Origin of the sequence: Bradyrhizobium sp. 27S5 (assembly GCF_037217225.1) — a bacterium.
In the GTDB taxonomy this organism is placed as follows: Bacteria; Pseudomonadota; Alphaproteobacteria; order Rhizobiales; family Xanthobacteraceae; genus Bradyrhizobium; species Bradyrhizobium septentrionale.
Window position 1 is genome coordinate 3758842 of record NZ_CP147714.1, and the last position, 23280, is coordinate 3782121.

The window sequence follows — 23280 nt, forward strand, 5'->3', positions numbered from 1 at the left end:
TCAGATAGATGTGCGCGGAGAGGGCGCATTTGAACGCAATCCTTGCTCACGCCGGCTCAACGCTGCGTGAGCAACGCGATCGGTCGCCGCTGTATTTGAGAGACGGAGTTCCGTGCGCGGCTCAAAGCGACAACCATCATTGGTTTGCTGGCCATCGTCCGCATCCTGGATGAACGAAGCGTAATCCATCACGTCTTCGCGTGAAGCGCGTGAAGGCGGGCTACGCGATCGCAAACCCGCCGCCGCGAGCTATGTGAGCCTGAACATGCTCGCGTCCAGTTGCCCCGGCGCCCATCCGACCAGCCAGGCCGCGCTGCCGGCGGCATCGGTGATGATCGTGGTGTTGGTGCCAGGCACATAGAACTCCGCGGCCTGCACGTCGGCAAACGAATGCAGCGATGTGCCGGCGAAGTTCACGACGTCATTGACGCCACCTGCGTTGAAGTCCTGGATCACCATAGACCCCAACGTCGTGTCGTTGATCATGAATGTGTCCGAGCCGCCGCCGCCCCAGGCGTAGTCGATCCCGCCGCCGCCGCTGATGACGTCTGCGCCGCTCCCCATCAGGAACACGTCGACGCCGCTGCCGCCGGTGACCGTATCGCCCCCATTGGAGCCATAGACGTAGTTCTGGCCCGAACCGCCGTAGATATAGTTGCCGTCGGTCTCGCCTGACGAGATGAAGATGTTTTCGCCCGAACCGCCGAACATGGTGTCGACGCCGGTGCCGCCGTAGAAGTAATTCGTCCCCAGGCCTCCGTAGAGGTCATCGCCCCCGTTGCCGCCATACATGACGTTGACGTCGGAGCCTGCCGTGCCGCCCGATCCGACCAGAATGTCGTTGCCGTCACCGCCGAACAGATAGTTGAAACCGGCGCCGCCGTAGATGCTGTCGTTACCGGCTTCGCCGAGGAGCACGTCCAGGCCATTGCCGCCGAACAGCACGTCATTGCCGGCGCCCGCATAGATGTAATCGTTGCCGTCGCCGCCATAGTTGACGTCGTCGCCGGCGAGGCTGACCAGAACGTCGTTGCCGGCAAGGCCGCTCAGCGTATCGTTGCCGCTGCCGCCATACATCAAATCGTTACCGGCGGTCCCGGTGCTGTTAATCGGCAGGTCGCTGACGTTCACCGTCATATCCGCAAACTGCAGATGTTCGACGTTGGTCAGCGTCACGACATTGGTGCCCGACACCAGGATCTGGCCGCCCGATTTGCTGATCGTGTAGCTGCTTCGATTGCCGGAGAACACCGCGGTGTCATCTCCAGCGCCGCCGTCGATAGTGTCGTTACCATTGCCACCGGTAATAGTGTCATTGCCGTCGCCGGCGCTGATCGAATCCGCACCGGCGCTGCCGTTGATGATGTCGGCCTGGCTCGATCCAATCACGGGAGTGGCGACAAAACTGACGTTGATCGTGATGCTGTCGACCCCCGCGGTCCATGACTGGAAGGACACGCCCGACAGATCGACCTGGCTGCTGTTGATGACGATCTTGTCGATACCGGCGCTGCCGACGATAGTCGGAACCGCCGTGACCTGCGTATTGCCCATAAAGGTGATGGTGGAGTTGCCGCTCAGGAACACCAGATTTTCGACATTGGTGAGGCGGCCATCGCCATAGGTGATGTTGGCGGATTCGAGTTCGATCGTGTCGTTGCCGGCGCCGCCGTCGAGGTCTCCGCCAGCGCTGGAGGCGTTATAGATGAAGGTGTCGTCGCCGGCGCCGCCCTGAACGTTGCCCCCGCCGTTCAGGGTAATGGTGTCGTTTTGATTGGTTCCGATCAGTGAACCAAAATTGCCGTTGCCGGTGATGATGTTGATCGTATCGACGCCGGGGGTCCACGACGTGAAGGTCAGATGCGAGAAATCGCTGGAGGCATTCTTGAAAGTGACGGAGTCGGCCTGCGCACTGCCGATGAAGGTATTGATCTGGAGGTAACCGGCCTGCACCCCTTGCCCGGAGTCGAAGGTGGCGCTCGAGACGCCGCTGTCGAACTTTACAGTGCTGATTCCGGAAAACCCGCCGGTGCTGAAGTCGACGCTCCCGGCATTCTCGAGATCGATGATGCCCGCGCCGTTATCGCCGATCTGCTCGCCCGCCGCAAAGTCACCCGCCGCGAGGATGAAGACGTCGTTGCCGCCGCCGCCGTTCAGAAAATCCGCACCGCCGCCGCCGGTGATGGTGTCGTCGCCCGCGTGGCCCCAGATATGATCGACCCCGGACGAGCCGACGATGCTGTCGTTACCTGCGAGGATGCCGGTGAAGAAATGTCCGGCCTGGTATCCGAGCGTGATGTTGGTGATGCTTTCGAGCACCGTGGTGCCGTCCGCCGCAACATGATCGACGGAGGTCAGCGTCGTCCATGTCGGGTCGTTCGAAACGGTCAGGCCGGTTCCGTTCAGATACGTAAGCGTGCCGTCGCCGTTGTTGAAAATCAGCCGGGTCGAGGTGGAGTGCACCGAGTCAATGCTGCCGAGGCCGTCGAATGCCCAGGACGCGTTCGCAGTCCCGGAAAAGGCTGTCCAGGTCGCCATAATATGCCCCCGTAGTATGTCAAAGTTCGAAAAAGCCGAGATTCTTCAGGAATATAGTTCAGTGTGTCAAATTGTCGCGATTAAGTCCAGTGGTAACATTGGATATCCCAAGGACGTGGTGAATGACGCCGGGGGCGCGGTGCTCGGCGTCACGTATGACGCGCGGCTCGTGCATTTCTTTGGGGGAAGGGCGGACGTCGGCGGCTGTCGGCTCTAGGCGTTCCGGCCTAAGCAGCTACAATGAATCATGGGCGTGTGTCGACGACGGCCGCACCTACGTCGTAAGCGCGCCGTTACCGCGACCGACGGCGTGACAGTGGACGTCTACCTGTTCGACATGAAGTTCTTAAGCGAGACCGCTACGCGCATCATCAACGAGGTGAAGGGCGTCAACCGCGTGGTGTACGACGTGACGCGTAACGGATAAGCATCGCACCAATGAGATCGCGGACGCATGGATAGTGACCAGCGCGACTCGATCGTTGTCCCCGACGACGAGCTGACGCGGCAAGCAACAGACGCGATCGCTGGTTTCGGCTATCAGCTCTATCAGACGGTGTCGGCGTGGATGTCGCTCAAAGACGGCGAGCAGCTGTTTGTCGAGATGGCCGAAGATTTTGCCATCAACTCCCGCACCGCGCTGTCAATGACACAGGTGAAGCGCACTCGTGCAAGCGTGACTCTGCGTTCAAGAGGGGTAGTCGCTCTCATCACCGCGCTATGGACGTTTCAAGAAGCCAATCCGGGCAAGACGGTTTCTTCGGCATTTCTCACAACCAGTGGGATCGGCAAGGAAAAAGGATTGTCCTTTCCAAACAGCGTAGCCGGCCTTACATATTGGCGCATCGGTGCCCGTGAACAAGCTGATGTCGAACCGTTACGCACAGCACTCATTAGTCTCGATCTACCAGCTGGCCTGAAGGCTTTCCTCGAGACTGCAACGCCGGATGATATTCGCAACCGTATTCTACGACCTATACATTGGTATACGGCCGCGCCCTCGGCCGACGAATTGGAACGCGATCTCGAGGATCGTCTTGTCCTCTATGGTCAACATCGCGGTGTGGGCGCACAGGATTCACGCAACGCTTTGAGTGCTCTGGTAGTCGAGCTTCTACGCTGCGTGCGTCGTCCGGCGACGGACCGCTATGTCACCGCTGCAGACATGGCGACAGTATTCGAGCGGAATACTTTCCGGCTGGTCCCGCCGTCTCTGTTGCGCACCGGCTTGCCGATTCCGGGCGCCACCGAGGTTCTTACGCCGTCTGGGTTGAATGTAAGCGATGCGGCCAGCATTCCGCTTCCGCCGCGGGCCGCACTTCGTAGCGATATCGTTGGTGAACGCCATGGAGCCCTTGTAGCCGACGGCGTCCTCTGGCTCCAAGGCAGCAGCGGTGTTGGCAAAACGACCTTGGCGCTTCTCATTGCGCGGCGACAGAACGCGCCTTGGCTGTTCGCCGATTTGCGCGACCTTGAGGCGAACGCTTTGCGTATGGCCCTGACACGTCTTGCGACTACGTTCGCGGCCAATGTTGGGCGCGGCCTCATTCTCGACGATCTGCCACCCGACATCGATAATGCTACCATTCTAGCGTTGCGTCGCGTTGCCCGCGCAGTTTCAGATGTCGACGGCCTTTTGATTGTTACCAGCACTAAACCGCCGGCACCGACCGTGAGGAGCAGCATTGGAGTCAGACCTGGATCGGTCAAGGCCGTTCCCCACCTCACTGAATCGGATATCGCTGAGATCGTCACCCACGCTGGTGGCGACGCCTCCTCATGGTCGCGGTTGATTCTCGTGTCCACCGGCGGCCACCCGCAGCTTGTCGATGCGCGAATTATGGGATTGCGGCAGCGAGGATGGAGAGACGATCGCCTTGCGGACATCTTGCCCCGCTCTGGTCGAAGAAGTGATGTTGAAATGGAGCGCCAAGCCGTTCGCGTCCGACTACTTCAAGAGATGGATGAAGGGTCGCGAGAGATGCTCTTTCGGCTCTCATTGCTTACTAGTAATTTCGATCGCGCAATGGCAATTGCTGCCGCGTCTGCAACGCCGCAGCTTGCTCAAGCAGGGCTTGTGTTTGACGCACTCATTGGCCCATGGATTGAGCATGCGGGGCCTGAACGCTTTCGCATCTCGCAGCTTCTTCGCGACAGCGGCGAAGCGGCATTGGGGCACCCGCTCAAGCAAGTCGTGCGTGGTGCTGTGCTGCGCCATCTACTCGATGAGCGCCCGTTTCCTGCTGATCAACTCATGCAGGTCTTCATCTTAGCCTTTGGCCTGCGGCATGTGCAGGGGCTTGGGTTGTTCTCGGCCATGTTAATCAGCAACGCATATCGCAACAAAGAGCTATTCAGCCGCCTTGCGGAAGAAGTATCAATTTTCGTGTTGGCCGGCAGCGACGCGGGCAAACCACTTTTTCCTGAGAATCTCCACATCTCGTGCATGCTGCGTTATGCGCAGCTTTTGGTGGCGTGTTCGCTGAACGACTTTGCGGCCGCAGGTAAGGTCCTGGATATTGCGCTTGCTGAGGCAGCAAATTTGGACCCCGAGTTCAAGACCCATATGCACTCGATGCTGCTGTGCAGCGCGCTAATAGAGCGGGGCCTGTCTCTTCCCCCGCTGCGTTGGCTCGGGATGCTGCATGCGTTGAGTGAAATACCAGGTGGTCTGTTGCGAAAGCGGTCGCCGCAACAGAATCCTCTCACCGGATTGGTAATGACCACTTCCCACGAGGAGGAGCTCTTCGTTCTGCGAGCCACTGCCCTAACCAGCCTAGACGAACTCGCCCAGCTGATTGATGCGATGGACCAGCTGCCGGTGCAGAGACGCGACCAATATCTTTCTGCGGCCACGTCTATGCTGCAAAGCACCGCACACATCGTCGCTTCGGCATGGCTAGCTGACGTCGAGCGGCCCGACTTCGACGCCAAAACTGCGGCAGAAATGCTCGCGCGCTTGCGGGTCAAAGTGAGGAGCTGGAGCAGTCGAGACATCGCCGTCGAATTGGCCTGCGCGCATGCGGTGATACTTGATGAGTATGCGCACGATGAACAGGCGGCCTTGAGTGTTCTGGCGGACGCGCAGGCCGAATATCCAGACGATTATCGCGTCAACCGGCAGCGTCAGAAAGTTTACTATCGCAACGGACAACACGAGCGGGCGCTAGCTGAGTTCGAAATCTTCGCTAGGTCTTTGGACAGGGCGAGCCTAATAGATTCTGCATTCGCACTGCGTGAGGCCGGGCGCAGCGCCGCTGAAATTGGCGAATTGAAACGCACTCGGACGTTCTTCGAACGAGCGTGGCAAGCCTTGGCATCCTCATTCGACCATATGTTACCCATGAAGGCCGGTCTCTCCGGCGATTGCGCGATACTTACCTATCAGACCGGCGATGTTGACGAAGCTATCATGCTCATGATTCGCGCGCTCGGCGAGGCTGAGCGCATCGACCCGTCCAAAGGGCTAAAGGAACATTACTGTGTTCTGGTTCTGCTCACCGCCATATTGTGGATGCGCGGCGCTCGAGCGGACTGGCCGTTAGTGCGTCAAGCTATGGTCATTGGGATGTGCAGCAATCCCGATCCGCCGCCAGAGTTGCAGGCGCGACCTCTGCCCCAAAGGCAGTTGGTTTGGTACGAACTGGCGGAGCTGGAAGCCGATGTGTCTAACAGCACGGTGGCCCTAGTCGAATTGCGAAAGCGCACCAAGAACGGCAATGGGCTTCTCCCAATGGAAGTATCTCTCGCGGGGAGCGTGCTGCGAGCTGCCACCCGTGGCTTGAATATCGAAGGATTTTTGGATGCCGTACGGAACTACGCCAGCGCGGCTAATTACGTTGGCAGATTGCTTCGGGATCGCAAACCCGAAGATATTCTGAACATGCCAAGCGGGGTTGTTCGACCGATCGCAGGCAAACAATGGCAGGAAATTGCAGTTCAAGACGCTGTACGCACGGCGACGGTTGTCTTCGTATTATCGATGGCGTCACAGGGGCGCCGTGATCTATATGATGCATTTCAGGCGCTGTGCCGACGGACTGATGGTATGAGTGTGGTTGCAGCGTCGCTGTTCGAGTTTATCGACAGCCCACGCACTAGCGCCGGCGATCTTGTCGAGGCAACCACCGAGGTGGTGAGTCAGATGCTCAATCCCAATTTCGTGTTCACTGCAACTGAAGCCTTTGGAGCTACGGTTGTCATCGTACAAATTCTAGCTGGGCACACTCTGGGCGAAATCGTAGCAAAGCCAGTGCTCGGTTACTTCCGGATTTTGTGGCGAGAGATCATCGCTGAGCGGACCTTCTCCATGCGCAATCCTTCCGCTACGGCGGCGTTTGTGCTTGCGGCATTCGACAAGGGGACGACAGAACTCGCAAAGCTTGCCAACGTCGTATTGGCTTCCGAGCACGCGGTGCGTGGCAGGCTTTCAGATGAGTTGCGCGCAATCGTGCACCGCATCGCGGAGCCGGTACGCGAGCCCGTTGACTATGTGAACCAAGGTGCGGCGCAGAGGTAGTTGCGGGGTCGAGGGTTCGAGCCGGGCCGAATAAGGTGCGCTAGGTCATGGGCACCAGCTTTTTGTTCATTATGTCGTGACCCCGTTCGGCTTGCGAATTGTTCGCTCGGCCACGCGACTGATTTGCCCCTACGCAAATCAAATCCCGCTCCCTGGCCTGCGACAAATCACCCCGACGGGCAACTCAGCAAAACCTGTCAATCCCGCGATAAGAAAATATTCCGCTTGGCGTTTGACCCAACTCAGATGTTCAATCTGTGCGTCCCACCCGATCGAGGGGCGTTTCGCGATCGTCACGAGCGCGGTGTGGGATGCGGTGGACGCGGAGCGTGTGACTGACGAGAGCACGCAAGGCGGACGGTGAAGTCGTGTGGTCCTGACGCCCTAGTGGCCGGTGTCCCCAAGCAGGATGCGAAGCGTCCTGCGAAGGCGGTGACAAAAAAGCCTGGTCTCGCCGGGGAGAGCACGAAATAAGCCGCACAACCATCGCGCAGGGAAGGCCGGGATGTTTCCGGTTACACCTGTGGTCCTACCCCCGTGCTTTCTACTTTTTGCACGGGGCCCATGGGTGCGATCGGCACCCGGTCTTCCCTGCGCCCTCTGTTTCGAGGAGGGCGGAACGAAGAGCAAAGCTCGGGCAATTCATGTCGCGAGAATGCGAAAGTACGTCCCCATCCTCAGCTGTCATCGCCCGGCTCGCCGCCTTCGCTAAAGCTTCGGCGTGCCAGGGATTCGTGGCCTCGTCGAAGCCTTGGCGGAGACGGGACCGGGCGATCCAGCACGCCGCGGCCTCTCGGCTCAAGCACGGGCGTCTCTGGAATACTGGATCACCCGCATGCGCGGGTGATGACACCGCGTGGTGCGACAACTTGAATCGAGAACCATCCTCATCGTCGTCCTGGCGGAAGCCAGGACCCATTACCCCAAATGGCAATTGTTATGCGACGCTGGGGCCATGATCTCGTTCATGATCAAATTCGGTGGTTATGGGTCCTGGCTCCCGTGCGCAATTGCGCACTAGGCCAGGACGACGGTGGTGCTGTAGAGGCGGTGCTGCGACAAACGCCATCCTGCAAATTATTTTCATCAGTCTGTTGCCGTGATGTCGGCTGGCGTCTTCGCCAATCGTCCTGTGCACAAACCAGGAGACTGCAAATGACCGATCTCGTCACATGCCTTTGGTTCGACCAGGGCCGGGCGCGCGAAGCGGCGGAGTTTTACGCCGCGACTTTCCCCGACAGCCATGTCGATGCGGGCCACCCATCGCCGATACCGGGTATCGGGCAGGGCGACGAGCTGACCGTGGAGTTTACGTTGCTTGGCCGCCGCTTCGTCGGGCTGAACGGCGGCTCCAACTACACGCCGAACGAGGCGGTGAGCTTCATGGTGCTGACCGACAGCCAGGACGAGACCGATCGCTACTGGAATGCGATCACCACAGGTGGCGGCAAGGAATTGCCGTGCGGCTGGTGCCGGGATCGCTGGGGCTTTGCCTGGCAGATCACGCCGCGACGGTTGCTCGCGCTCGTCAACGGAGCGGACCGCGCCGCAGGAAAGCGCGCGATGGAGGCGATGATGACGATGACCAAGATCGACATCGCCGCGATCGAGCGGGCGGCGGTGAATGCGTAAAGGCGTAGGGTGGATTGGCGAAGCGTAATCCACCATGCTGTTGGGTTTTGGTCCATATGGCGGGTTACGCGAAGCCTGTCATCGGGCCGCGCTTCGCGCGGACCCGTTGGCTAACTCGCCCTACGATTCCCGACTAACCGCGCGACAGCTTCTCGAACCGCTTGATCAGCCGCTCCCGTTTCAGGCGGGACAGCCGCCTGATCCAGAACACGCCGTCGAGCTGATCGATCTCGTGCTGGTGGCACACTGCGCGCAGGCCGTCCGACTCCTCGGTGTGCATGTTGCCGTCGGTGTCCTGATAGCGGATCCGGAGGCGCGCGTGTCGTTCGACCTCGTCATTGACGCCGGGCATCGAGACGCTGCCCTCCTTGTGCAGGATCATCTCGCCCGACGCCCAGATGATCTCCGGATTGACATAGGTGCGCGGGCCCTCGCTGGCGTCGAGCTCGAGCACCACGACCCGCAGCGCCACGCCGATATGCGGCGCGGTGATGCCGATGCCGGGCGCGGCGTGCATGGTCTCGAGCAGGTCGGCCGCCAGCTCGCGCAGCCGGTCGTCGAACAGGCTCACCGGCAGCGCGGTGAGCGCAAGCCGCGGATCGGGATAGCGGACGATGGGGCGGATGGTCATGCCAGCGTCTTAGGCCAGCGCGCGGCGCCGGACAACACGCGCTTGCAAGGGCGCCGCGGGGCGTGTCGCTCAGAGACGTTTTTCGAAGAACAGGTCGGGGTAGGGGTCGTCGTTGAAGCGCGGGATCTCGGTCCAGCCGCTCCGGCGATAGAGCTGACCGGCTTCCGCCAGCGCGCTGTTGGTGTCGAGCCGCAGCACCGCGACGCCAAGCTCGCGCGCGGCGCGCTCGGCCGCGTCCATCAGACGGCGGCCGAGGCCGAGCCCGCGCGCGGCCGGCGCGACCCAGAGCCGCTTGATCTCCGCGAATTCGCCGCTGCTGCCTTTCAGTCCGACGCAGCCGAGCGGCAGGCCGTCCGACATCGCCACGATGAAGCTGCCGCGCGGGCGCACCATATCCTTGGCATCAGGGTCGCGCGACAGCTTGACGTCGAACCCTTGGCTGAAGCGTCGCCCGAGCTCGGCGTAATATTCGCCGAGGCAGTAGCGTGCTTCCTCGCCGCGCGGATCCATCTCGTGCAAGGCGGTGCCGTCGCGCCGGAGCGCCGAGGCGATCATGTCCATCGCCGCCAGCAGCGCCTCGCGTTGCGTATGGTGGGCGAGGAAGTCCTTTGCCTGCCGGTTGGAGATCGCCTCATAGGCGTTGAACTCGCGCTTGCCCGCCGGCGTCAGCCTGGCGATGCGGCGGCGCGCGTCGTCGCCATGCGCCGTGGTCTCGATCAGCCCCTCGTCCTCGAGGCTGCGCAACAGACGGCTCATCAGGCCGGAATCGAGGCCGAGATAATCCCTGATCTCGCCGACGTCGGTGCGTCCATGCCCGATCGCGTTGAGCACGCGCGCCGCGCCGAGCGGCCGGCCGCGCCCGAGAAACGAGGTGTCGAGCGCGCCGACGGCGGAGGTCACGGCACGGTTGAAGCGGCGGACGCGGGAAACAGGGTCGAGCATATACCTGACTTTAGTCAGATATCGTCTTGGCGTCAATCGCCCGCTGATCCGCTGCGTCCCTTCATGCCATGTCCGCGGTCACGCGACGGCCATCCTGACCTTGACGGCCTGTGGATCGACGAAGCCGCCGAAGCCGACCGCGATCCGGTTCCAGCCATTGATGATGTTGATCAGCAACGTCACCTTGACCTGTTCCTCTGCCGTGAAATGCGCCTTCAGCGTCTCGTAGGCGGCGACATGGGTGTGCTGCTCGCAGAGCCGCGTCAGCGCCTCGGTCCAGCCGAGCGCGGCGCGCTCGCGGTCGGTGTAGCAGGGCGCGTCGCGCCAGGCCGACAGCAGATAGATGCGCTGCTCGGTCTCGCCCTCGTCGCGGGCGAACGTCGTATGCAAATTGATGCAATTGGCGCAGCCATTGATCTGGGAGGCGCGGATCTTGATGAGCTCGGCGAGCCGCGGCTCAAGGCTGGCCGCGATCGCGACGGAAGCCTCGAACCAGATCTTCATGATCCTGGGGGCGGCGGCGAGGGGATCAAGTCTGACAGTCATGCTGGGGTCCTCGGTATTGTCCGACATCAAGACGAACGGGGAACGGCCAACGTGACATGATGGCGAGATTTTTCTGGAATCTAGTTCCGCGACAGCACCAGCACATTGCCGGCCAGGATCGCGGCAGCGCCGGCGAGCACCGGCCAGCCCAGCGCAAGGTGCTCGAACAGCGCGGACAGCACGAGGGCAACCAGCGGCACCAGCGCGAGTGTGTAGGCGGCGCGGCCGGGACCGAGCCGGCGCACCAGCTCGAAATACAGCATGAAAGTGATGCAGGACGCGGCGATCGCGAGATAGAGGAAGCTTGTGAGATAAGAAAGGGAAATGTCGGCCGCAAACGGCGTGCCGGTCGCTGTGGCCCAAAGCGCGCTCGCGGCCGCGCCGACGAATGCGCCCCAGGCGAGCACGGAGACGACGGGAAGTCCGGCGCGCTGGTTGCGCGCACCGACGGTGGTCCCGGCGCCGGTCGCGACCGCCGCGGTGAGCGCCCAGGCGAAACCTGCAAGCGGCGCGGCGCCATGCGTGGCGGCGCCGGGCAGGAAGATGATGGCGAGGCCGAGGATGCCGCACAGCGCGCCCCACACGAAGCCGGAGGAGATCGGGACGCCGAGCGCGGCGCGCGCGATCACGGCGGCGAACAGCGACGATGTCGACAGCACCAGCGCCGCAAGCCCGCTCGGCATGCGCGCGGTCGCTTCATAGAAGGCGATGAAGGCAATGGCGAAGAACAGCAGGCCCTGCAGCGCGACGGCCGGACGATCTTTTCGCGGGATCGCCAGCGGCACGCCGCGCAGCCGGCCGTAGCCGAGCAGGATGAGGCCCGCGAGCACCATGCGCAGCGCGACCGACCACGGCGCCGGCGTCGCGCCGGCCTGCATCGCGGTTGCCAGCGCGCCGCCGCCCCACAGCAGTGCGGTCAGCGCGAACAGTGCGGCGGTCATGGCGCGCCGGCGTCGTCAAGTAGCGTGTGCCAGCCGCCGGCGTCGATCCGTGCGCTCTCTCCCTCAAGCCTGGTGAGGGCGGAATCCAGCGTCGTTCGCTCGCCCTCAGAGAGGCGCGCCAGCAGCCGCGCCTCGATCGCGCTGCCGAGCGCGGCGATCCGGTTGAAGGCGGCCCGGCCGCTGCGGGTGATGCTGACCGCGGCGAAGCGGCGATCGGTCTTGCCGGGGCGGCGCATGGCGAAGCCGAGCTCGACCAGCTGGCCGATGCCGCGGCTAACCGCGAACGGATCGAGCGCGCAGGCGCGGCCGATCTCGGAGGCATTGGCGGCATTCCGTTCGGCGATGACGGCGAGGATGCGCCAGCCGGCCTGGCTCAGTCCAAATGTCTCGCTGTAGAAACTCTCGAGCGGGCGGGCGACCTGCGCCGCGACCAGGAACAGGCGGTAGGGCAGCCAGGTGCTGAGCTTGAGGCCATCATCGGACGCAGGGGCGGTCTGTTTCATGGGGCAGGAGGCTCGCACGAGTGATTGCAAAGTGCAAGCATATCGCAAGGATGAAGTCGGGCATCGAGGCGCATGCGGGAAAATCCCGACACACTTGTCACTCCCACTCATCGATGCTGCTGCGCCAGATTGCGGCATGGCCAATGACGAACGGCCGCGGAAGTGGAACTGCGCAGTGGTCGCGGAGTTCGTCCAAATCGGAGACGGAGATCATCATGAGCAAATCAGCGGAAAACGATCGCGGCGGACTGGCGGCGATGCAGACACCGCCGGTGGTGTCGCAGGAGGCGTGGGAGGCGGCGCGCCTGCAGATGCTGGTGAAGGAAAAGGCGCAGGTGCGGGCGCGTGATGCACTCGCCGCCGAGCGGCGGCGGATGCCCTGGATGGCGGTCGAGAAGCCGTATGTCTTCGAGGGACGGAACGGCAAGGTCAGCCTGCTCGATTTGTTCGAGGGCCGCCGGCAGCTGATCGTCTACCGCGCCTTCTTCGAGCCCGGCGTGTTCGGCTGGCCCGATCACGGCTGCCGCGGCTGCTCGCTCGGCGCCGATCAGGTCAGTCATCTCTCCCATCTGAACCAACGCGACACCACGCTCGCCTACGCCTCGCGCGCGCCGCAGGCCGATATCGCGCGGCTGAAGGCGCGGATGGAGTGGGAGATGCCGTGGTACACGATCACCGACAGTTTCGATGCGGACTTCGGCGTCGCCGAATGGCACGGCCACAACGTCTTCATTCGCGATGGCGAGCGGATCTTCCGCACCTATCTCGTCAACAGCCGCGGTGACGAATCGATGGGGACGGTCTGGAGCTATCTCGACATCACGCCGTTCGGCCGCCAGGAGCTCTGGGAGGATTCGCCGAAGGGCTATCCGCAGGGCCCGACCTACAAATGGTGGAACTGGCACGACAATTACGATGCCGAGGCGACGCCGAATGCAAAATGGGCGGCAGTCACCGATGCCGGCGAGGCCGCGTTCCGTGAGATCGCGGAGCAGGAGCGCAAGGCCACTTGACGGGGTGGGGCAGGGAGGGCGCGCAGCGTCCTCCCTAGCGGCAGTTGTTCCTTGCGGCCGACAGCGTCTTCAGCGCCGACAACGTCTGCCGGAGCCCGCGGTCAAGGCGTTTGTCGCGGCGGATGACGACGGCGAGCCGGCGGTACAGCTTTGGCGACAGCGACCGCACGACGAGGTCGCGCTGTCCGGTCCTGGCGGGGACGGCCATGCCGGGCAGCACCGCGCAGCCAAGCCCGGCGCGCACCATCTCCTTGATCGCCTCGACGCTGCCGAGTGACATCAGCGGTTTCAACGACACGCCGCCGCGCGCCAGCCACTCGTCCGCGGTGCGTCGCGTGTTGCCGCCGGGCTCGAACAGCAGGACCGGCCTGGTCGCCAGCACCTCGGGCGTGATCCGCGCCGGCAGTTGCATGTCGCGGGGCGCGATCAGCACGAACTCGTCGTTCATGACAGGGGTGATCTCAAAACTTCGCCCCGACACCGGCAGCGTGACCAGTGCGATGTCGATCGTGTTGTCCTCGACGGCTCTGGCGATCTCCGCCGTGTTGCCCGTGGTGACCGTGATCTCGAGCGAGGGCAGTGCGGCGCGCAGCTCCTTCAGGATCGGCGGCAGCAGGAAGATGCAGGCGGTCGCGCCCGTGCCGAGCCGCACCCGGCCTGCCGTTCCCGTCGTCTGCTGCGCGACGGCGTCGACCGCCGACGTCACGGCCGCGTTGATCTGCTGCGCATGCGACAGCAAGGCGACGCCGGCGGCGGTCGGTCTGGCCCGCCGTCCGACCCGCTCGATCAGGGTTGCATTCAGGCTGCGCTCGAGCTGGCGTACCTGCAGGCTCACCGCGGGCTGCGTCAGCTGCAGCCGCTCGGCCGCCGCGGAGAAGCTGCCGCAATCGATCACCACGGCGAAGCTCTCGAGATAGTCGAGGTTGAGGCTCTTCATCAAAGTATCTCTTGTGCTTCGCATAAGCTGTCAAAGCTTCACTTATATAACGCCAGGGCGCATGCTCGAGCAACATTGACGGCTTGGGTGAGAGACGGAATGGCGGTAGGCAGCAACGGCGTCGTGGTCCGCGACGCTGCGGACGGTGACATGGCTGACGTGCAGGGCATCTACGCCCATCACGTGCTCAACGGACTGGCGACCTTCGAGGAAGTGCCGCCGACGGTCGACGAGATGCGCAGCCGCCGGAACGCTGTGCTGGCGGCAGGGCTGCCGTATCTCGTGGCTGTCGTTGACGGCCGGGTGGCCGGCTATTCCTATGCGACATCGTATCGGCCGCGGCCCGCCTATCGCCATACGATCGAGGATTCGGTCTATGTATCGGAAGGCCTGCGCGGGCGCCGCATCGGCGCTGCTTTGCTCGAAACACTGATCGCGCGCGCAGAAGCAGGACCCTGGCGGCAGATGCTGGCCGTGATCGGCAACAGCGGCAACGCCGGATCGATCGCGCTGCACCGTCGCTTGGGCTTTCAGCCGGTGGGCACCCTGACCTCGGTCGGCTTCAAGCTCGGCCAATGGGTCGACACCGTGCTGATGCAGCGGCCACTTGGGCCGGGCGCTGCCACGCTAGCGGGAGACGCCTCGGTGATCGCACGCCGGGTTGTGGTCGCCCTCGGGCTTGCTCAACTGATATCGTGGGGCGCGACCTATTACCTGATCGGCGGCTTCGGCGAGCAGATCGTTTCAGATCTCGGCTGGAGCCGCGACATCGTCTACGGTGGATTTGCCGCTGCGCTGTTGGTGATGGGCGTGACGTCACCGCTCGCGGGCCGGTGGGTGGACGGGCGCGGCGGCCGCGAGGTCATGGTCGCGGGCGCCGTGATCAACGCGCTCGGCTGCGCCGGCCTCGCGGCCTCGTATCAGGTCGCAACCTATTTCGCATCGTGGATCATCCTTGGCCTCGGCATGCGGCTGACGCTATACGATGCCGCGTTCGCGGCGCTGGCCCGGATCGGCGGACCAGAGGCGCGCCGCGCGATGTCCGGCATCACCCTGCTCGGTGGCCTGGCGGCAACGGTATTCTGGCCGCTCGGCCATACGCTCTCGGAACATTTCGGCTGGCGGGCCGCGGTGCTGGCCTATGCGGGCCTTGCGCTGCTGACGATCCCGCCGCATCTGCTGATCCCGAACCAGCGGTTTGCCGGCGTGCCGAGCTCCAGTTCGGTGGTGCCCAAGCAGCCGCGCGCGGTCGGCCGGAGGCAGCTTGCGGCGGCAGGCGGGCTCTACGCCGTGATCATGACCGGCGCAAATTTCCTGAATGCCGGCATGTCCGCGCACATGATCGCGGTGCTCTCCGGCCTTGGACTCACCGTCACGGTGGCGGTGTGGATCGCAACGTTCCGGGGCATCGGGCAGTCCGCCGCGCGTCTCTGCGAAGTGCTGTTCGGCGGACGGATCGATCCGCTCGCGCTCAACCTGGCTGCCTGCCTGATCATGCCGCTCTCCTTTATCGCGGGCCTGTTCAGCGGGTCGTCAAAGGAGATGGGGATCGCCTTCGCGCTGCTATACGGCGCCTGCAACGGCATTCTGACCATTACCAGGGGAACGCTGCCGCTGATCCTGTTCGATCATCGCAGCTATGGCACGTTGGTCGGCCGGCTGATTGTTCCGAGCTTCATCCTGCCGGCGGCGGCGCCGCTGGCCTATGCGATCGTGATCGACCGGCTCGGCGATGCGAGTGCGCTCTATCTGTCCACCGGCCTTGCCGCGATGACGTTGCTTGCGGCCGCCCTGCTGAAGGTGATGTTCCCCAGAACGCCCTGAGCTCGAGGACTCCCTGTTGTCAGCACCGCACGATATCCTGTTTCAAAACCAGATAAGGAAGAAGTACATGGTGCCGTCGACCAAGACCCGTGTCGCTGCGTTGGCTCTCGCTGCTGTGTTGTCCTGCGCAGGAACCGGACGCGCGCTGGCCCAATCGCCGGGCGACCGGACGGTTGCGCTGCTCAAGAAGCTGATTTCCTTCGACACGTCGAACGGTCCGGGCGATACGCGGGCGCTCGCCGAGTATCTGAAGTCGCAATTCGCGCCGCTCGGCGCCGAGGTCGATATCTTCGTCGCCCCGAACGGCAAGGCGGCGCATTTCATCGCGCGGCTGCGTGGCGATGGTTCGCGGAAGCCGGTGCTGCTGGCGGCGCATGCCGACGTCGTTCCGGTCGAGCGCGAGAAATGGACCGTGGAGCCGTTCGCCGGCGTCGAGAAGGATGGTTTCATCTACGGGCGCGGCGCGATGGACTTCAAGGGCGGGCTGGCCGTCTTCGCCAGCGGGGTGATGCGGCTAGCGGAGGAGAAGACGCCGCTTTCGCGCGACGTGATCTTCCTGGCCGAGGCCGACGAAGAGCAGGGGCAGTACAGCACGGTGTGGCTGGCGAAGAACCATTGGGACAAGATCGACGCGGAATTCGCGCTCAACGAAGGCGGCTACGTCCTGCAAGCGCGCTACGGCACGGTGCGCCAGATCAACGTCACGACCGCAGAGAAAAGTTCGGTGACATTCGCGTTGAAGGCGACCGGCCCCTCTGGCCATTCCTCGCGGCCGTTCCCGGCGGGTGCGATGGCCAACGATCGCCTGATCGCGGCGCTGGCCAAGCCTGCGGTGCATGATCCCTTGGTCAAGCTGGTGCCGGCGACCCAGGCCTATTTCAAGGCGCTGCTTCCGATCAGTTCAGAGCAGACGGCCGCCGATATCAGGCAGCTCCTGGCAGCGAAGGATCAGGGCGAGCTCGACGCGGCCGGCAAGAAGCTGGTTGCCGACAATCCCAAGGACAGTCTGCTGCTGCATGCCCTGCTGCGCGACACCATGGTGATCACGATGATCGATGCCGGCGTCAAGCCCAACGTCATCCCCGGCGACGGCAAGGCGGTGGTCAACACGCGGCTGCTCCCGGGCACCACGACGGATCAGATGGTCGAGGAAATCAAGCGCGTGATCGGCGATCCCGGCATCGAGGTCAGCATCGTCACCGCGCTCACGCAGCAGGATGCGCGGGACGCCTATCTGATGCGGAGCAGGATCCCGGCGTCGCCGGTCGATACCGAGCTCTACGCCGCGCTTGAGCGCAATGCCAAGCTGACCTGGAAGGACGCCGTCCTGGTGCCGACGATGTTCGAGGCGGGGACCGACGCCACCGCCTGGCGCGAGCGCGGCGTGCCGGTCTACGGCATCTATCCCTATCCGCTCGACGACGACATCCTGGGCCGGATGCATGGCAACGACGAAAGGATCGGCGTCGAGGCCGTCAAGCAGGGTTCGGAGTGGATTTACAACACGCTTCGCGACGTCGCGAAGAAATAGGGGGCGGCCAGGCAGGTCGTTTCCCGGCAAGGCGTACCTGCGGCGTCTTAGCTCGCCGCCGGCTCGCGCGGCAGCCACAGCGAGAGCCAGCCGCCGACGGCCAGCAGTGCCACGTTGCAGCCGAGCGCGACCGTGAAAGGGTGCGCGTAATCGCCGGCCTGCGGATGCGGCCCGAGCAGGCCGTAGAAGACGCCGCCGATCACAGCGACGCCGAGCGCGGCGCCGATCTGGAAAGTCGAGATCATCATGCCTGATGCGAGTCCAGCGTGGCGCGGGTCGGTGCTGCCGATCACGGCCTTGATGACCGAGGGCATCACGGTGCCGAAGCCGAGCCCGCCGCAGATCAGGCCGAAGGCGAGGCTTTGCGGCAGCGCGCCGCCGACCGACAGCATGACGATACCAAAGCCGATCACCTGCAACGCAAAGCCCAACGTCAGCGTGCGCGCGCCGAGCCACTGCATCACCAGCGGCGAGACGAGCGAGCTGACGAAGAAGCCGGTGGCAAAGGGCAGGGTGGCGAGACCGGCCGCCAGCGGAGACTGATGCAGGCCGCTTTGCAGGTAGACCGCAAAGGTCAGGTAGAACGACGACAGCATGTAGAAGGCGAGGGCCATCACCAGGCCGATGACGAAATCGCTGTTGCGCAGCAGGTGCAGCGCGACCAGCGGATCGCCGCCGCTGGCTTCGAGCCGCGCCTCGAAGCGGACGAAGGCGGCGAGCATCAATGGTGAGGCCAGCAGCATCGCGTTGATCCACGCCGGCCATCCAAGTTCACGTCCCTCGATCAGCGGATAAACCAGAAGGCCGAGCGTCAGCGAGAGCAGGATGACGCCGCCGATGTCGAGCCGCTGGGCGTGCTCCGCGCGGGAGTCGGTGAGGTACAGCACGCCGCCGACAAACGCCACTAGGCCGATCGGCAGGTTGATGAGGAAGATCGCCTGCCAGGCCAGTCCGAACGGATGGGCCGATACCAGAACGCCGCCCAGCACCTGGCCGCAGATGTTGGCAAGGCCGAAAGTCGCGCCGTAGAAGCCGAGCGCGCGGCCCTGTTCGGCTGCCGGAAACAGCACGCGGATCGAGGCAAGCACCTGCGGGGCCATCGCCGTCGCGGTGAGGCCCTGCAGGATCCGCCCCGCGACCAGCACCGTGGGCGACCATGCAATGCCGCACAGCACCGACGCGATCGTGAAGCCGGCGACACCGGTCAGGAACATGCGGCGACGTCCGAAGAGATCGCCGAGCCGGCCGCCGGTGATTAGGAACACCGCATAAGTCGCAGCATAGGCCGAGATGACGAACTGGACCTCGCTTGCGCTGGCACCGAGATTGTCGCGAATGGCCGGCGCGCGAGATTGACGACATTGAAATCGAGGATCGGCAGGAAGGCGCCGGTCAGCAGCACGGGCAGGGCCAGCCACCGCCTTGGGTCGGCTGTCGCCGGCCGTGGGTCGTGCAGTTGCAACGTCTCGGTTGTCTCGCTTGTCACCTGCCAGCCCCTCCTCGGCAATCGGCAAGGCTCGGGTGGGGTGCGCGAGGCCGATTGAATAATGGAGAAGATGGCCTGTTCGTTTGCGATCAGGTATTATCCAGATATGGCAAATGAGTTTGCAAAAATGCACAGTGCGGGAATGCACAGCGCGCTGGACTGGAACGATCTCCGGCTCGTCCTCGCCATTGCGCGGGAGGGCAGTCTTTCGGGCGCGGCGCGCCGGCTGGGCGTCGCGCATTCGACGGTGTTTCGCCGTCTCGGCACGATCGAGCGAACGATCGGAACACGTCTGTTCGAACGCTTCCGCGACGGCTATGCGCCGACGCCTGCGGGAGAGACCGCTGCGGCATCGGCGGCCCGTCTCGAGGACGAGGTGCTCGCGCTCGAGCGCAAGCTGGCGGGGCAGGACCTCAGGCCGTCGGGCCCGGTCCGGATCACGACAACCGATACGCTCGGCGCGGTCTTGATGCGGCATCTGCCTGCGATGCGGGCCGCGCATCCGGAGATTCAGCCCGAGATCGCCATCTCGAATACGATGGCGAACCTGACGCGCCGCGAGGCCGAGATTGCGATCCGGCCGACGCCTGCGCCATCCGAGCTGCTGGTCGGGCGGCGCATTGCCGATATTGCGCATGCGGTCTACGGATCGCGGGCCTATCTCGCCCGGCGCGCCGACAAGGATCTGTCTGCACACGATTGGATTGGGCTCGACGACGTGCTGGCGGGAACCGTGATCGCCGGCTGGATGCGCGACAACTTGCGTTCAACGCGGATCGCCTGCCGGGTCGATGCGCTTCCGGCGCTGCGCGACGCGGCCGTCGCCGGAATGGGGCTCGCCTTGCTGCCCTGCTATGTCGGCGATCTCGCGCCCGCGCTGCGCCGCGTAACCCCGAAGGCGCTTGCCGAGCCGCGATCGGCGCTGTGGCTGTTGACGCATGACGATCTCAAGCGCACCGCGCGGATCCGCGCCACCCTCGATTTTCTGGCCAAGGCGCTCGCGTCGGAGCGCGCGCTGTTCGAGGGCAAGCGCGCCGACAGCGCGCGACGCTAGTCGGCATATGGCTCAGGACCCAGCCGCTTCCGTGACGGCACGGATTTCCGCGGCTGCGCGACCTGCAGGCAGCCGATGATGCTCGCGAAAGGCGCTGACGAGCGTCTTCAGCACGCCGCGGGATTTTGCATCCGATAACGCTGACAGCAGCACGATCTCGGATGGCGGAAGGGCAGGCAGGCCGAACCGGCGGCTGACTTCGATCGTTCCTGCCGGTGCCAGCCGGCACGAGAACACCGAGGTGGCGAGGCCGGCGGCAACCGCGTCGGCGACGGCAAAGGATCCGCAGCCGAGAAAGGTCTCCGTCCACGGAATGCCCGCCGCCGCTAGCGCCCGCGTCGCGATGTTGAGCACGCCGCAGCTTGGCGAGGAGGCGGCCAGCCGCAGCGGCGCGCCGGTGCGATGGACAAAGTCCGGCGTGGCGAACCAGCCGTAGTGATCCGTCGCCAGCATCTCGCCGTCGCGGCGGTCGTCCTCGCGGCGGATGATCGCGGCGTCGATCTGGCCGCGGTCGAAGGCGTCCAGCAGGTCGCGGGAATCGTCGAGCCGGACCTCGATGGTGAGCGCCGGATCGTGCGCATGCAGCCGCGCCAGCAAGGTCGGGACTTCAGCGCCTCCGACATGGGTGGCGATGCCGAGCGAGAAGCGGCGGCGGCGCGCGGGTGACAGTCCCGCGACGGCGCGATCATGTGCGGCGAGCAGTTCGCGCGCCGGCACGAGGAATTCGGCGCCCTGCGCCGACAGGCGTACCAGCCGCGGTGTCCGCTCGATCAGCCTGTGGCCGACTTGGCTCTCCAGCCGCTTCAGCTTCACGCTGATCGCACCCTGCGTCGTGCCGAGTGCTTCGGCGGCGCGCGTAAAACTCCTGAGCTCGGCGATGGTCACGAAGGTCTTCACAGCATCGACGTCAAGCGTGGTCATGTCAGTCATCCGGAATTGTTGTCTCTGAAATATCTAGTCATCCAATTCACCAATGCTCAAGCCGTGACTAGCTTTGCGCTCTGAAGCGCCGCGGCCACCCGATTCCTGCCGCTGCTGCCTCAATACATCGTGAGTCAATCGACCGACGCTGCTGCCAGCACCCTGGCAACAGCGTGCGGTATGCCGTTGGCTCGCCACAACAAAAGGCCTGATCATGTCCTCTGAACTGAGCCGCCGCGGCGCTGTCGTGCTATCAGCCGTATGCCTTGCCTGCCTGATGTTTGGATTGGAGATCTCCAGCATCCCCGCGATCCTGCCGACGCTTGAACAGGTGCTGCATGCCGACTTCAAGGCGCTGCAATGGATCATGAACGCCTACACGATCGCGGTCACCACGGTGCTGATGGCGATCGGGACGGTGGCCGACCGCTATGGGCGCAAGCGCATCTTCCTGGTCGCGATCGCGGCGTTCGGCATCACCTCGCTGATCTGCGGCGTCGCGCAGAGCGTAGAAATGCTGATCGTCGCCAGGTTTCTGCAGGGCCTCAGCGGCGGGGCGCTGTTGATCTGTCAGATCGCCGTGCTGTCGCATGAATTCCAGGGTGGCCGGGTGCGTGCGGTCGCCTGGGGCTGGTGGGGCGTCATCTTCGGCATCGGTCTCGGCTTCGGGCCGATCATCGGTGGCGCCGTTGCCGCGGTGCTGAGCTGGGAGTGGGTGTTCCTTGTCCACGTGCTGTTCGCGGCTGTGGCGTTCGTGCTCACGATCGGCGGCGTTTATGAATCGAAGGACCCGAAGGCGAGCAGCCTCGACATCGCCGGCATCGTGACGATGTCGCTCGCCGTGTTCTGCCTCGCCTTCTACATCACGCAGGGGCCCGATCTCGGCTTCCTGGGCACGAAGGGGCTTGCGATCCTCGGCGTCTCCGCCGTGAGCTTCGTCGCGTTCCTCGTCGCCGAAAAAGTCAACCGGCGGCCGATGTTCGACTTTTCTGTGTTCCGTATTCCAGCCTTCTCCGGCTCGATCATCGGCTCGGCCGCGATGAACCTCAGCTACTGGCCGTTCATGATCTATCTGCCGATCTGGTTTCACGCCGGCCTCGGCTATGACAGCGTGTCGGCCGGTCTTGCGCTGCTCGCCTACACGCTGCCGACACTGGTGATGCCGCCCTTCGCCGAGCGGCTGTCGCTGCGCTATCAGCCGGGCCTGATCATCCCAGTGGGGCTGTTCATCATCGGCACCGGATTCATGCTGATGAGGTTCGGCAGCGCCGCTGCGCAGCCCGACTGGCTGACGATGCTGCCGGGCTGCCTGATCGCCGGAATTGGTCTCGGCATCACCAACACGCCGGTCACCAACACCACGACCGGCTCGGTGTCGAGCGACCGTGCCGGCATGGCCTCCGGGATCGACATGAGCGCGCGGATGGTCTCGCTCGCCGTCAACATCGCGCTGATGGGTTTTATCCTGGCGAGCGGTGTGCTGGCGCATCTGAAGGCGGTGCTGCCGGCACTGGACGGCGCGCAACTGCGCGTCATCGCCGAGCGGATCGCGGCTGGTGACGTTGCAGCGTCGCCCGAGCTGACCGGCCCGGTCGTGCATCAGGCGCTCGCCAGCGGCTTCGGCTGGGTGATGCTTTATGGCGGCGTCGGCGTGTGGATCATGGCCGCGGCCAGTCTGGTGATCTTCAACGCGCGGCCGGTGCGGCAGGCCGAGGTTCAATGCACGAAGTGAACCTGATGTCGCCGCGCCCGCCCCGGGATGGGGCGGGCAGGCGGCAGGCTTCACTTCACGAGAGAGAGCAGCGGCTTGTCCTTCTCGACAATATAGGTCGCAAGCTCACTGGCGGTGGCATTGCCGACGTTCTTTGCCGCATGGATCGTGCCGGCGGGGATGAACAGCACGTCGCCGGCCTTCAGCGTCGCCGGCGGCTTGCCGTCGACGTCGTATTCGAGCGTGCCGGCGAGCACATAGATGATCTCTTCGCCGGGATGGGTGTGCCGGCCGAACGCCTTGCCGGGCGCGATGTCGACACGCACCTGGACCGCTTCACGTCCAGGCGCGCTGAGATCATGGCGCTGCAGGTCGGTTCGCGTGATGCCGGCCGGCTGCTGAGCCTGGGCCGTGGGAATCGTCAGGAAACTTCCGGCGATCAGGGCCGCTCTTGCGAACAGGCGCGTCGCCTTCATCAGTCTGCTGGTCATTTTGAACTCCTGTGCTTTGTCGTCCGACCGCGAGCCGGCAAGCGGCCGGCCCGCGCCGGA

At 64.0% G+C, this 23280-nt stretch carries 17 protein-coding genes and 1 pseudogene; 8 read left to right on the forward strand and 10 right to left on the reverse strand.

The genetic code is table 11. The features are described 5' to 3' along the window. Positions 1-249: 249 nt before the first annotated feature. Positions 250-2538, reverse strand: a complete 2289-nt coding sequence (locus tag WDM24_RS17270; RefSeq protein ID WP_338831866.1) for a calcium-binding protein — start codon at positions 2536-2538, stop codon at positions 250-252. 283 nt (positions 2539-2821) lie between these two features. Between WDM24_RS17270 and WDM24_RS17275 the strand changes: the two are divergent. The 3 genes and pseudogenes from WDM24_RS17275 to WDM24_RS17285 all read left to right on the forward strand — a co-directional run. Further along, positions 2822-2965 (forward strand): annotated as a pseudogene (locus tag WDM24_RS17275) (hypothetical protein); the annotation flags it as partial. Positions 2966-2992: 27 nt separating this feature from the next. After that, the gene (locus tag WDM24_RS17280) at positions 2993-7057 is read left to right on the forward strand and encodes a hypothetical protein (protein WP_338831867.1); all 4065 of its coding nucleotides are present in this window, start codon (positions 2993-2995) and stop codon (positions 7055-7057) included. 1155 nt (positions 7058-8212) lie between these two features. Further along, positions 8213-8689 carry a VOC family protein gene (locus WDM24_RS17285; protein ID WP_338831868.1) on the forward strand — a complete coding sequence of 159 codons (477 nt, stop codon included), beginning with the start codon at positions 8213-8215 and terminating at the stop codon, positions 8687-8689. A 133-nt stretch (positions 8690-8822) separates the two neighbouring features. On the opposite strand, the gene WDM24_RS17290 is transcribed toward WDM24_RS17285, so the two are convergent. The 5 genes from WDM24_RS17290 to WDM24_RS17310 form a co-directional block, all read right to left on the reverse strand. After that, positions 8823-9320 (reverse strand): peptide deformylase, encoded by a 498-nt coding sequence (locus WDM24_RS17290; protein ID WP_338831869.1) that lies wholly within the window; start codon positions 9318-9320, stop codon positions 8823-8825. A 69-nt stretch (positions 9321-9389) separates the two neighbouring features. Continuing rightward, positions 9390-10262: a bifunctional helix-turn-helix transcriptional regulator/GNAT family N-acetyltransferase gene (locus tag WDM24_RS17295; RefSeq protein ID WP_338831870.1), complete on the reverse strand. Its 873-nt coding sequence runs from the start codon at positions 10260-10262 to the stop codon at positions 9390-9392. A gap of 78 nt (positions 10263-10340) precedes the next feature. Further along, entirely contained in the window at positions 10341-10808 is a 468-nt protein-coding gene (locus tag WDM24_RS17300) for a carboxymuconolactone decarboxylase family protein (protein WP_338831871.1), read from the reverse strand. Positions 10809-10888: 80 nt separating this feature from the next. Then, entirely contained in the window at positions 10889-11749 is an 861-nt protein-coding gene (locus tag WDM24_RS17305) for a DMT family transporter (RefSeq protein WP_338831872.1), read from the reverse strand. Further along, the gene (locus tag WDM24_RS17310; protein WP_338831873.1) at positions 11746-12252 is read right to left on the reverse strand and encodes a MarR family winged helix-turn-helix transcriptional regulator; all 507 of its coding nucleotides are present in this window, start codon (positions 12250-12252) and stop codon (positions 11746-11748) included. Before WDM24_RS17310 ends, WDM24_RS17305 begins: the two co-directional genes overlap by 4 nt. Positions 12253-12467: 215 nt before the next feature. On the opposite strand from WDM24_RS17310, the gene WDM24_RS17315 reads away from it, so the two are divergent. After that, a complete protein-coding gene (locus WDM24_RS17315) occupies positions 12468-13265 on the forward strand; it encodes a DUF899 domain-containing protein (RefSeq protein ID WP_338831874.1) in 798 nt (265 codons plus the stop codon). A gap of 34 nt (positions 13266-13299) precedes the next feature. Here the strand turns inward: WDM24_RS17315 and WDM24_RS17320 are convergent, their stop codons facing one another. Next, on the reverse strand, positions 13300-14202 hold the full coding sequence (locus WDM24_RS17320; protein WP_338700034.1) for a LysR family transcriptional regulator: 903 nt from the start codon (positions 14200-14202) through the stop codon (positions 13300-13302). 99 nt (positions 14203-14301) lie between these two features. Between WDM24_RS17320 and WDM24_RS17325 the strand changes: the two genes are divergently transcribed. Both WDM24_RS17325 and WDM24_RS17330 read left to right on the forward strand, forming a co-directional pair. Then, positions 14302-16026 carry an MFS transporter gene (locus WDM24_RS17325; protein WP_338831875.1) on the forward strand — a complete coding sequence of 575 codons (1725 nt, stop codon included), beginning with the start codon at positions 14302-14304 and terminating at the stop codon, positions 16024-16026. A gap of 16 nt (positions 16027-16042) precedes the next feature. Next, positions 16043-17557 (forward strand): M20/M25/M40 family metallo-hydrolase, encoded by a 1515-nt coding sequence (locus WDM24_RS17330; protein WP_338831876.1) that lies wholly within the window; start codon positions 16043-16045, stop codon positions 17555-17557. Positions 17558-17604: 47 nt separating this feature from the next. Here WDM24_RS17330 and WDM24_RS17335 read toward each other — a convergent pair whose 3' ends face one another. Then, complete coding sequence (locus tag WDM24_RS17335; protein ID WP_338831877.1) at positions 17605-19284, reverse strand: MFS transporter; 1680 nt, start codon at positions 19282-19284, stop codon at positions 17605-17607. On the opposite strand from WDM24_RS17335, the gene WDM24_RS17340 reads away from it, so the two are divergent. Continuing rightward, entirely contained in the window at positions 19171-20097 is a 927-nt protein-coding gene (locus WDM24_RS17340) for a LysR family transcriptional regulator (RefSeq protein WP_338831878.1), read from the forward strand. The genes WDM24_RS17335 and WDM24_RS17340 overlap by 114 nt on opposite strands. Before the next feature lie 12 nt (positions 20098-20109). Here the strand turns inward: WDM24_RS17340 and WDM24_RS17345 are convergent, their stop codons facing one another. Next, the gene (locus tag WDM24_RS17345) at positions 20110-21018 is read right to left on the reverse strand and encodes a LysR family transcriptional regulator (RefSeq protein WP_338831880.1); all 909 of its coding nucleotides are present in this window, start codon (positions 21016-21018) and stop codon (positions 20110-20112) included. A gap of 214 nt (positions 21019-21232) precedes the next feature. Between WDM24_RS17345 and WDM24_RS17350 the strand changes: the two genes are divergently transcribed. After that, positions 21233-22750, forward strand: coding sequence for an MFS transporter (locus WDM24_RS17350; protein WP_338831881.1), 1518 nt, complete (start codon positions 21233-21235; stop codon positions 22748-22750). Positions 22751-22800: 50 nt separating this feature from the next. Here WDM24_RS17350 and WDM24_RS17355 read toward each other — a convergent pair whose 3' ends face one another. Then, positions 22801-23205, reverse strand: coding sequence for a cupin domain-containing protein (locus WDM24_RS17355; RefSeq protein ID WP_338832395.1), 405 nt, complete (start codon positions 23203-23205; stop codon positions 22801-22803). Positions 23206-23280 lie beyond the last annotated feature (75 nt).

Excerpts from the sequence above, each read along its gene's own strand:
- WDM24_RS17270 (WP_338831866.1), bottom strand. The coding sequence starts at position 2,538 with ATGGCGACCTGGACAGCCTTTTCCGGGACTGCGAACGCGTCCTGGGCA.
- WDM24_RS17280 (WP_338831867.1), top strand. The coding sequence starts at position 2,993 with ATGGATAGTGACCAGCGCGACTCGATCGTTGTCCCCGACGACGAGCTG.
- WDM24_RS17285 (WP_338831868.1), top strand. The coding sequence starts at position 8,213 with ATGACCGATCTCGTCACATGCCTTTGGTTCGACCAGGGCCGGGCGCGC.
- WDM24_RS17290 (WP_338831869.1), bottom strand. The coding sequence starts at position 9,320 with ATGACCATCCGCCCCATCGTCCGCTATCCCGATCCGCGGCTTGCGCTC.
- WDM24_RS17295 (WP_338831870.1), bottom strand. The coding sequence starts at position 10,262 with ATGCTCGACCCTGTTTCCCGCGTCCGCCGCTTCAACCGTGCCGTGACC.
- WDM24_RS17300 (WP_338831871.1), bottom strand. The coding sequence starts at position 10,808 with ATGACTGTCAGACTTGATCCCCTCGCCGCCGCCCCCAGGATCATGAAG.
- WDM24_RS17305 (WP_338831872.1), bottom strand. The coding sequence starts at position 11,749 with ATGACCGCCGCACTGTTCGCGCTGACCGCACTGCTGTGGGGCGGCGGC.
- WDM24_RS17310 (WP_338831873.1), bottom strand. The coding sequence starts at position 12,252 with ATGAAACAGACCGCCCCTGCGTCCGATGATGGCCTCAAGCTCAGCACC.
- WDM24_RS17315 (WP_338831874.1), top strand. The coding sequence starts at position 12,468 with ATGAGCAAATCAGCGGAAAACGATCGCGGCGGACTGGCGGCGATGCAG.
- WDM24_RS17320 (WP_338700034.1), bottom strand. The coding sequence starts at position 14,202 with ATGAAGAGCCTCAACCTCGACTATCTCGAGAGCTTCGCCGTGGTGATC.
- WDM24_RS17325 (WP_338831875.1), top strand. The coding sequence starts at position 14,302 with ATGGCGGTAGGCAGCAACGGCGTCGTGGTCCGCGACGCTGCGGACGGT.
- WDM24_RS17340 (WP_338831878.1), top strand. The coding sequence starts at position 19,171 with ATGCACAGTGCGGGAATGCACAGCGCGCTGGACTGGAACGATCTCCGG.
- WDM24_RS17335 (WP_338831877.1), bottom strand. The coding sequence starts at position 19,284 with ATGCGCGACGCCCAGCCGGCGCGCCGCGCCCGAAAGACTGCCCTCCCG.
- WDM24_RS17345 (WP_338831880.1), bottom strand. The coding sequence starts at position 21,018 with ATGACCACGCTTGACGTCGATGCTGTGAAGACCTTCGTGACCATCGCC.
- WDM24_RS17350 (WP_338831881.1), top strand. The coding sequence starts at position 21,233 with ATGTCCTCTGAACTGAGCCGCCGCGGCGCTGTCGTGCTATCAGCCGTA.
- WDM24_RS17355 (WP_338832395.1), bottom strand. The coding sequence starts at position 23,205 with ATGAAGGCGACGCGCCTGTTCGCAAGAGCGGCCCTGATCGCCGGAAGT.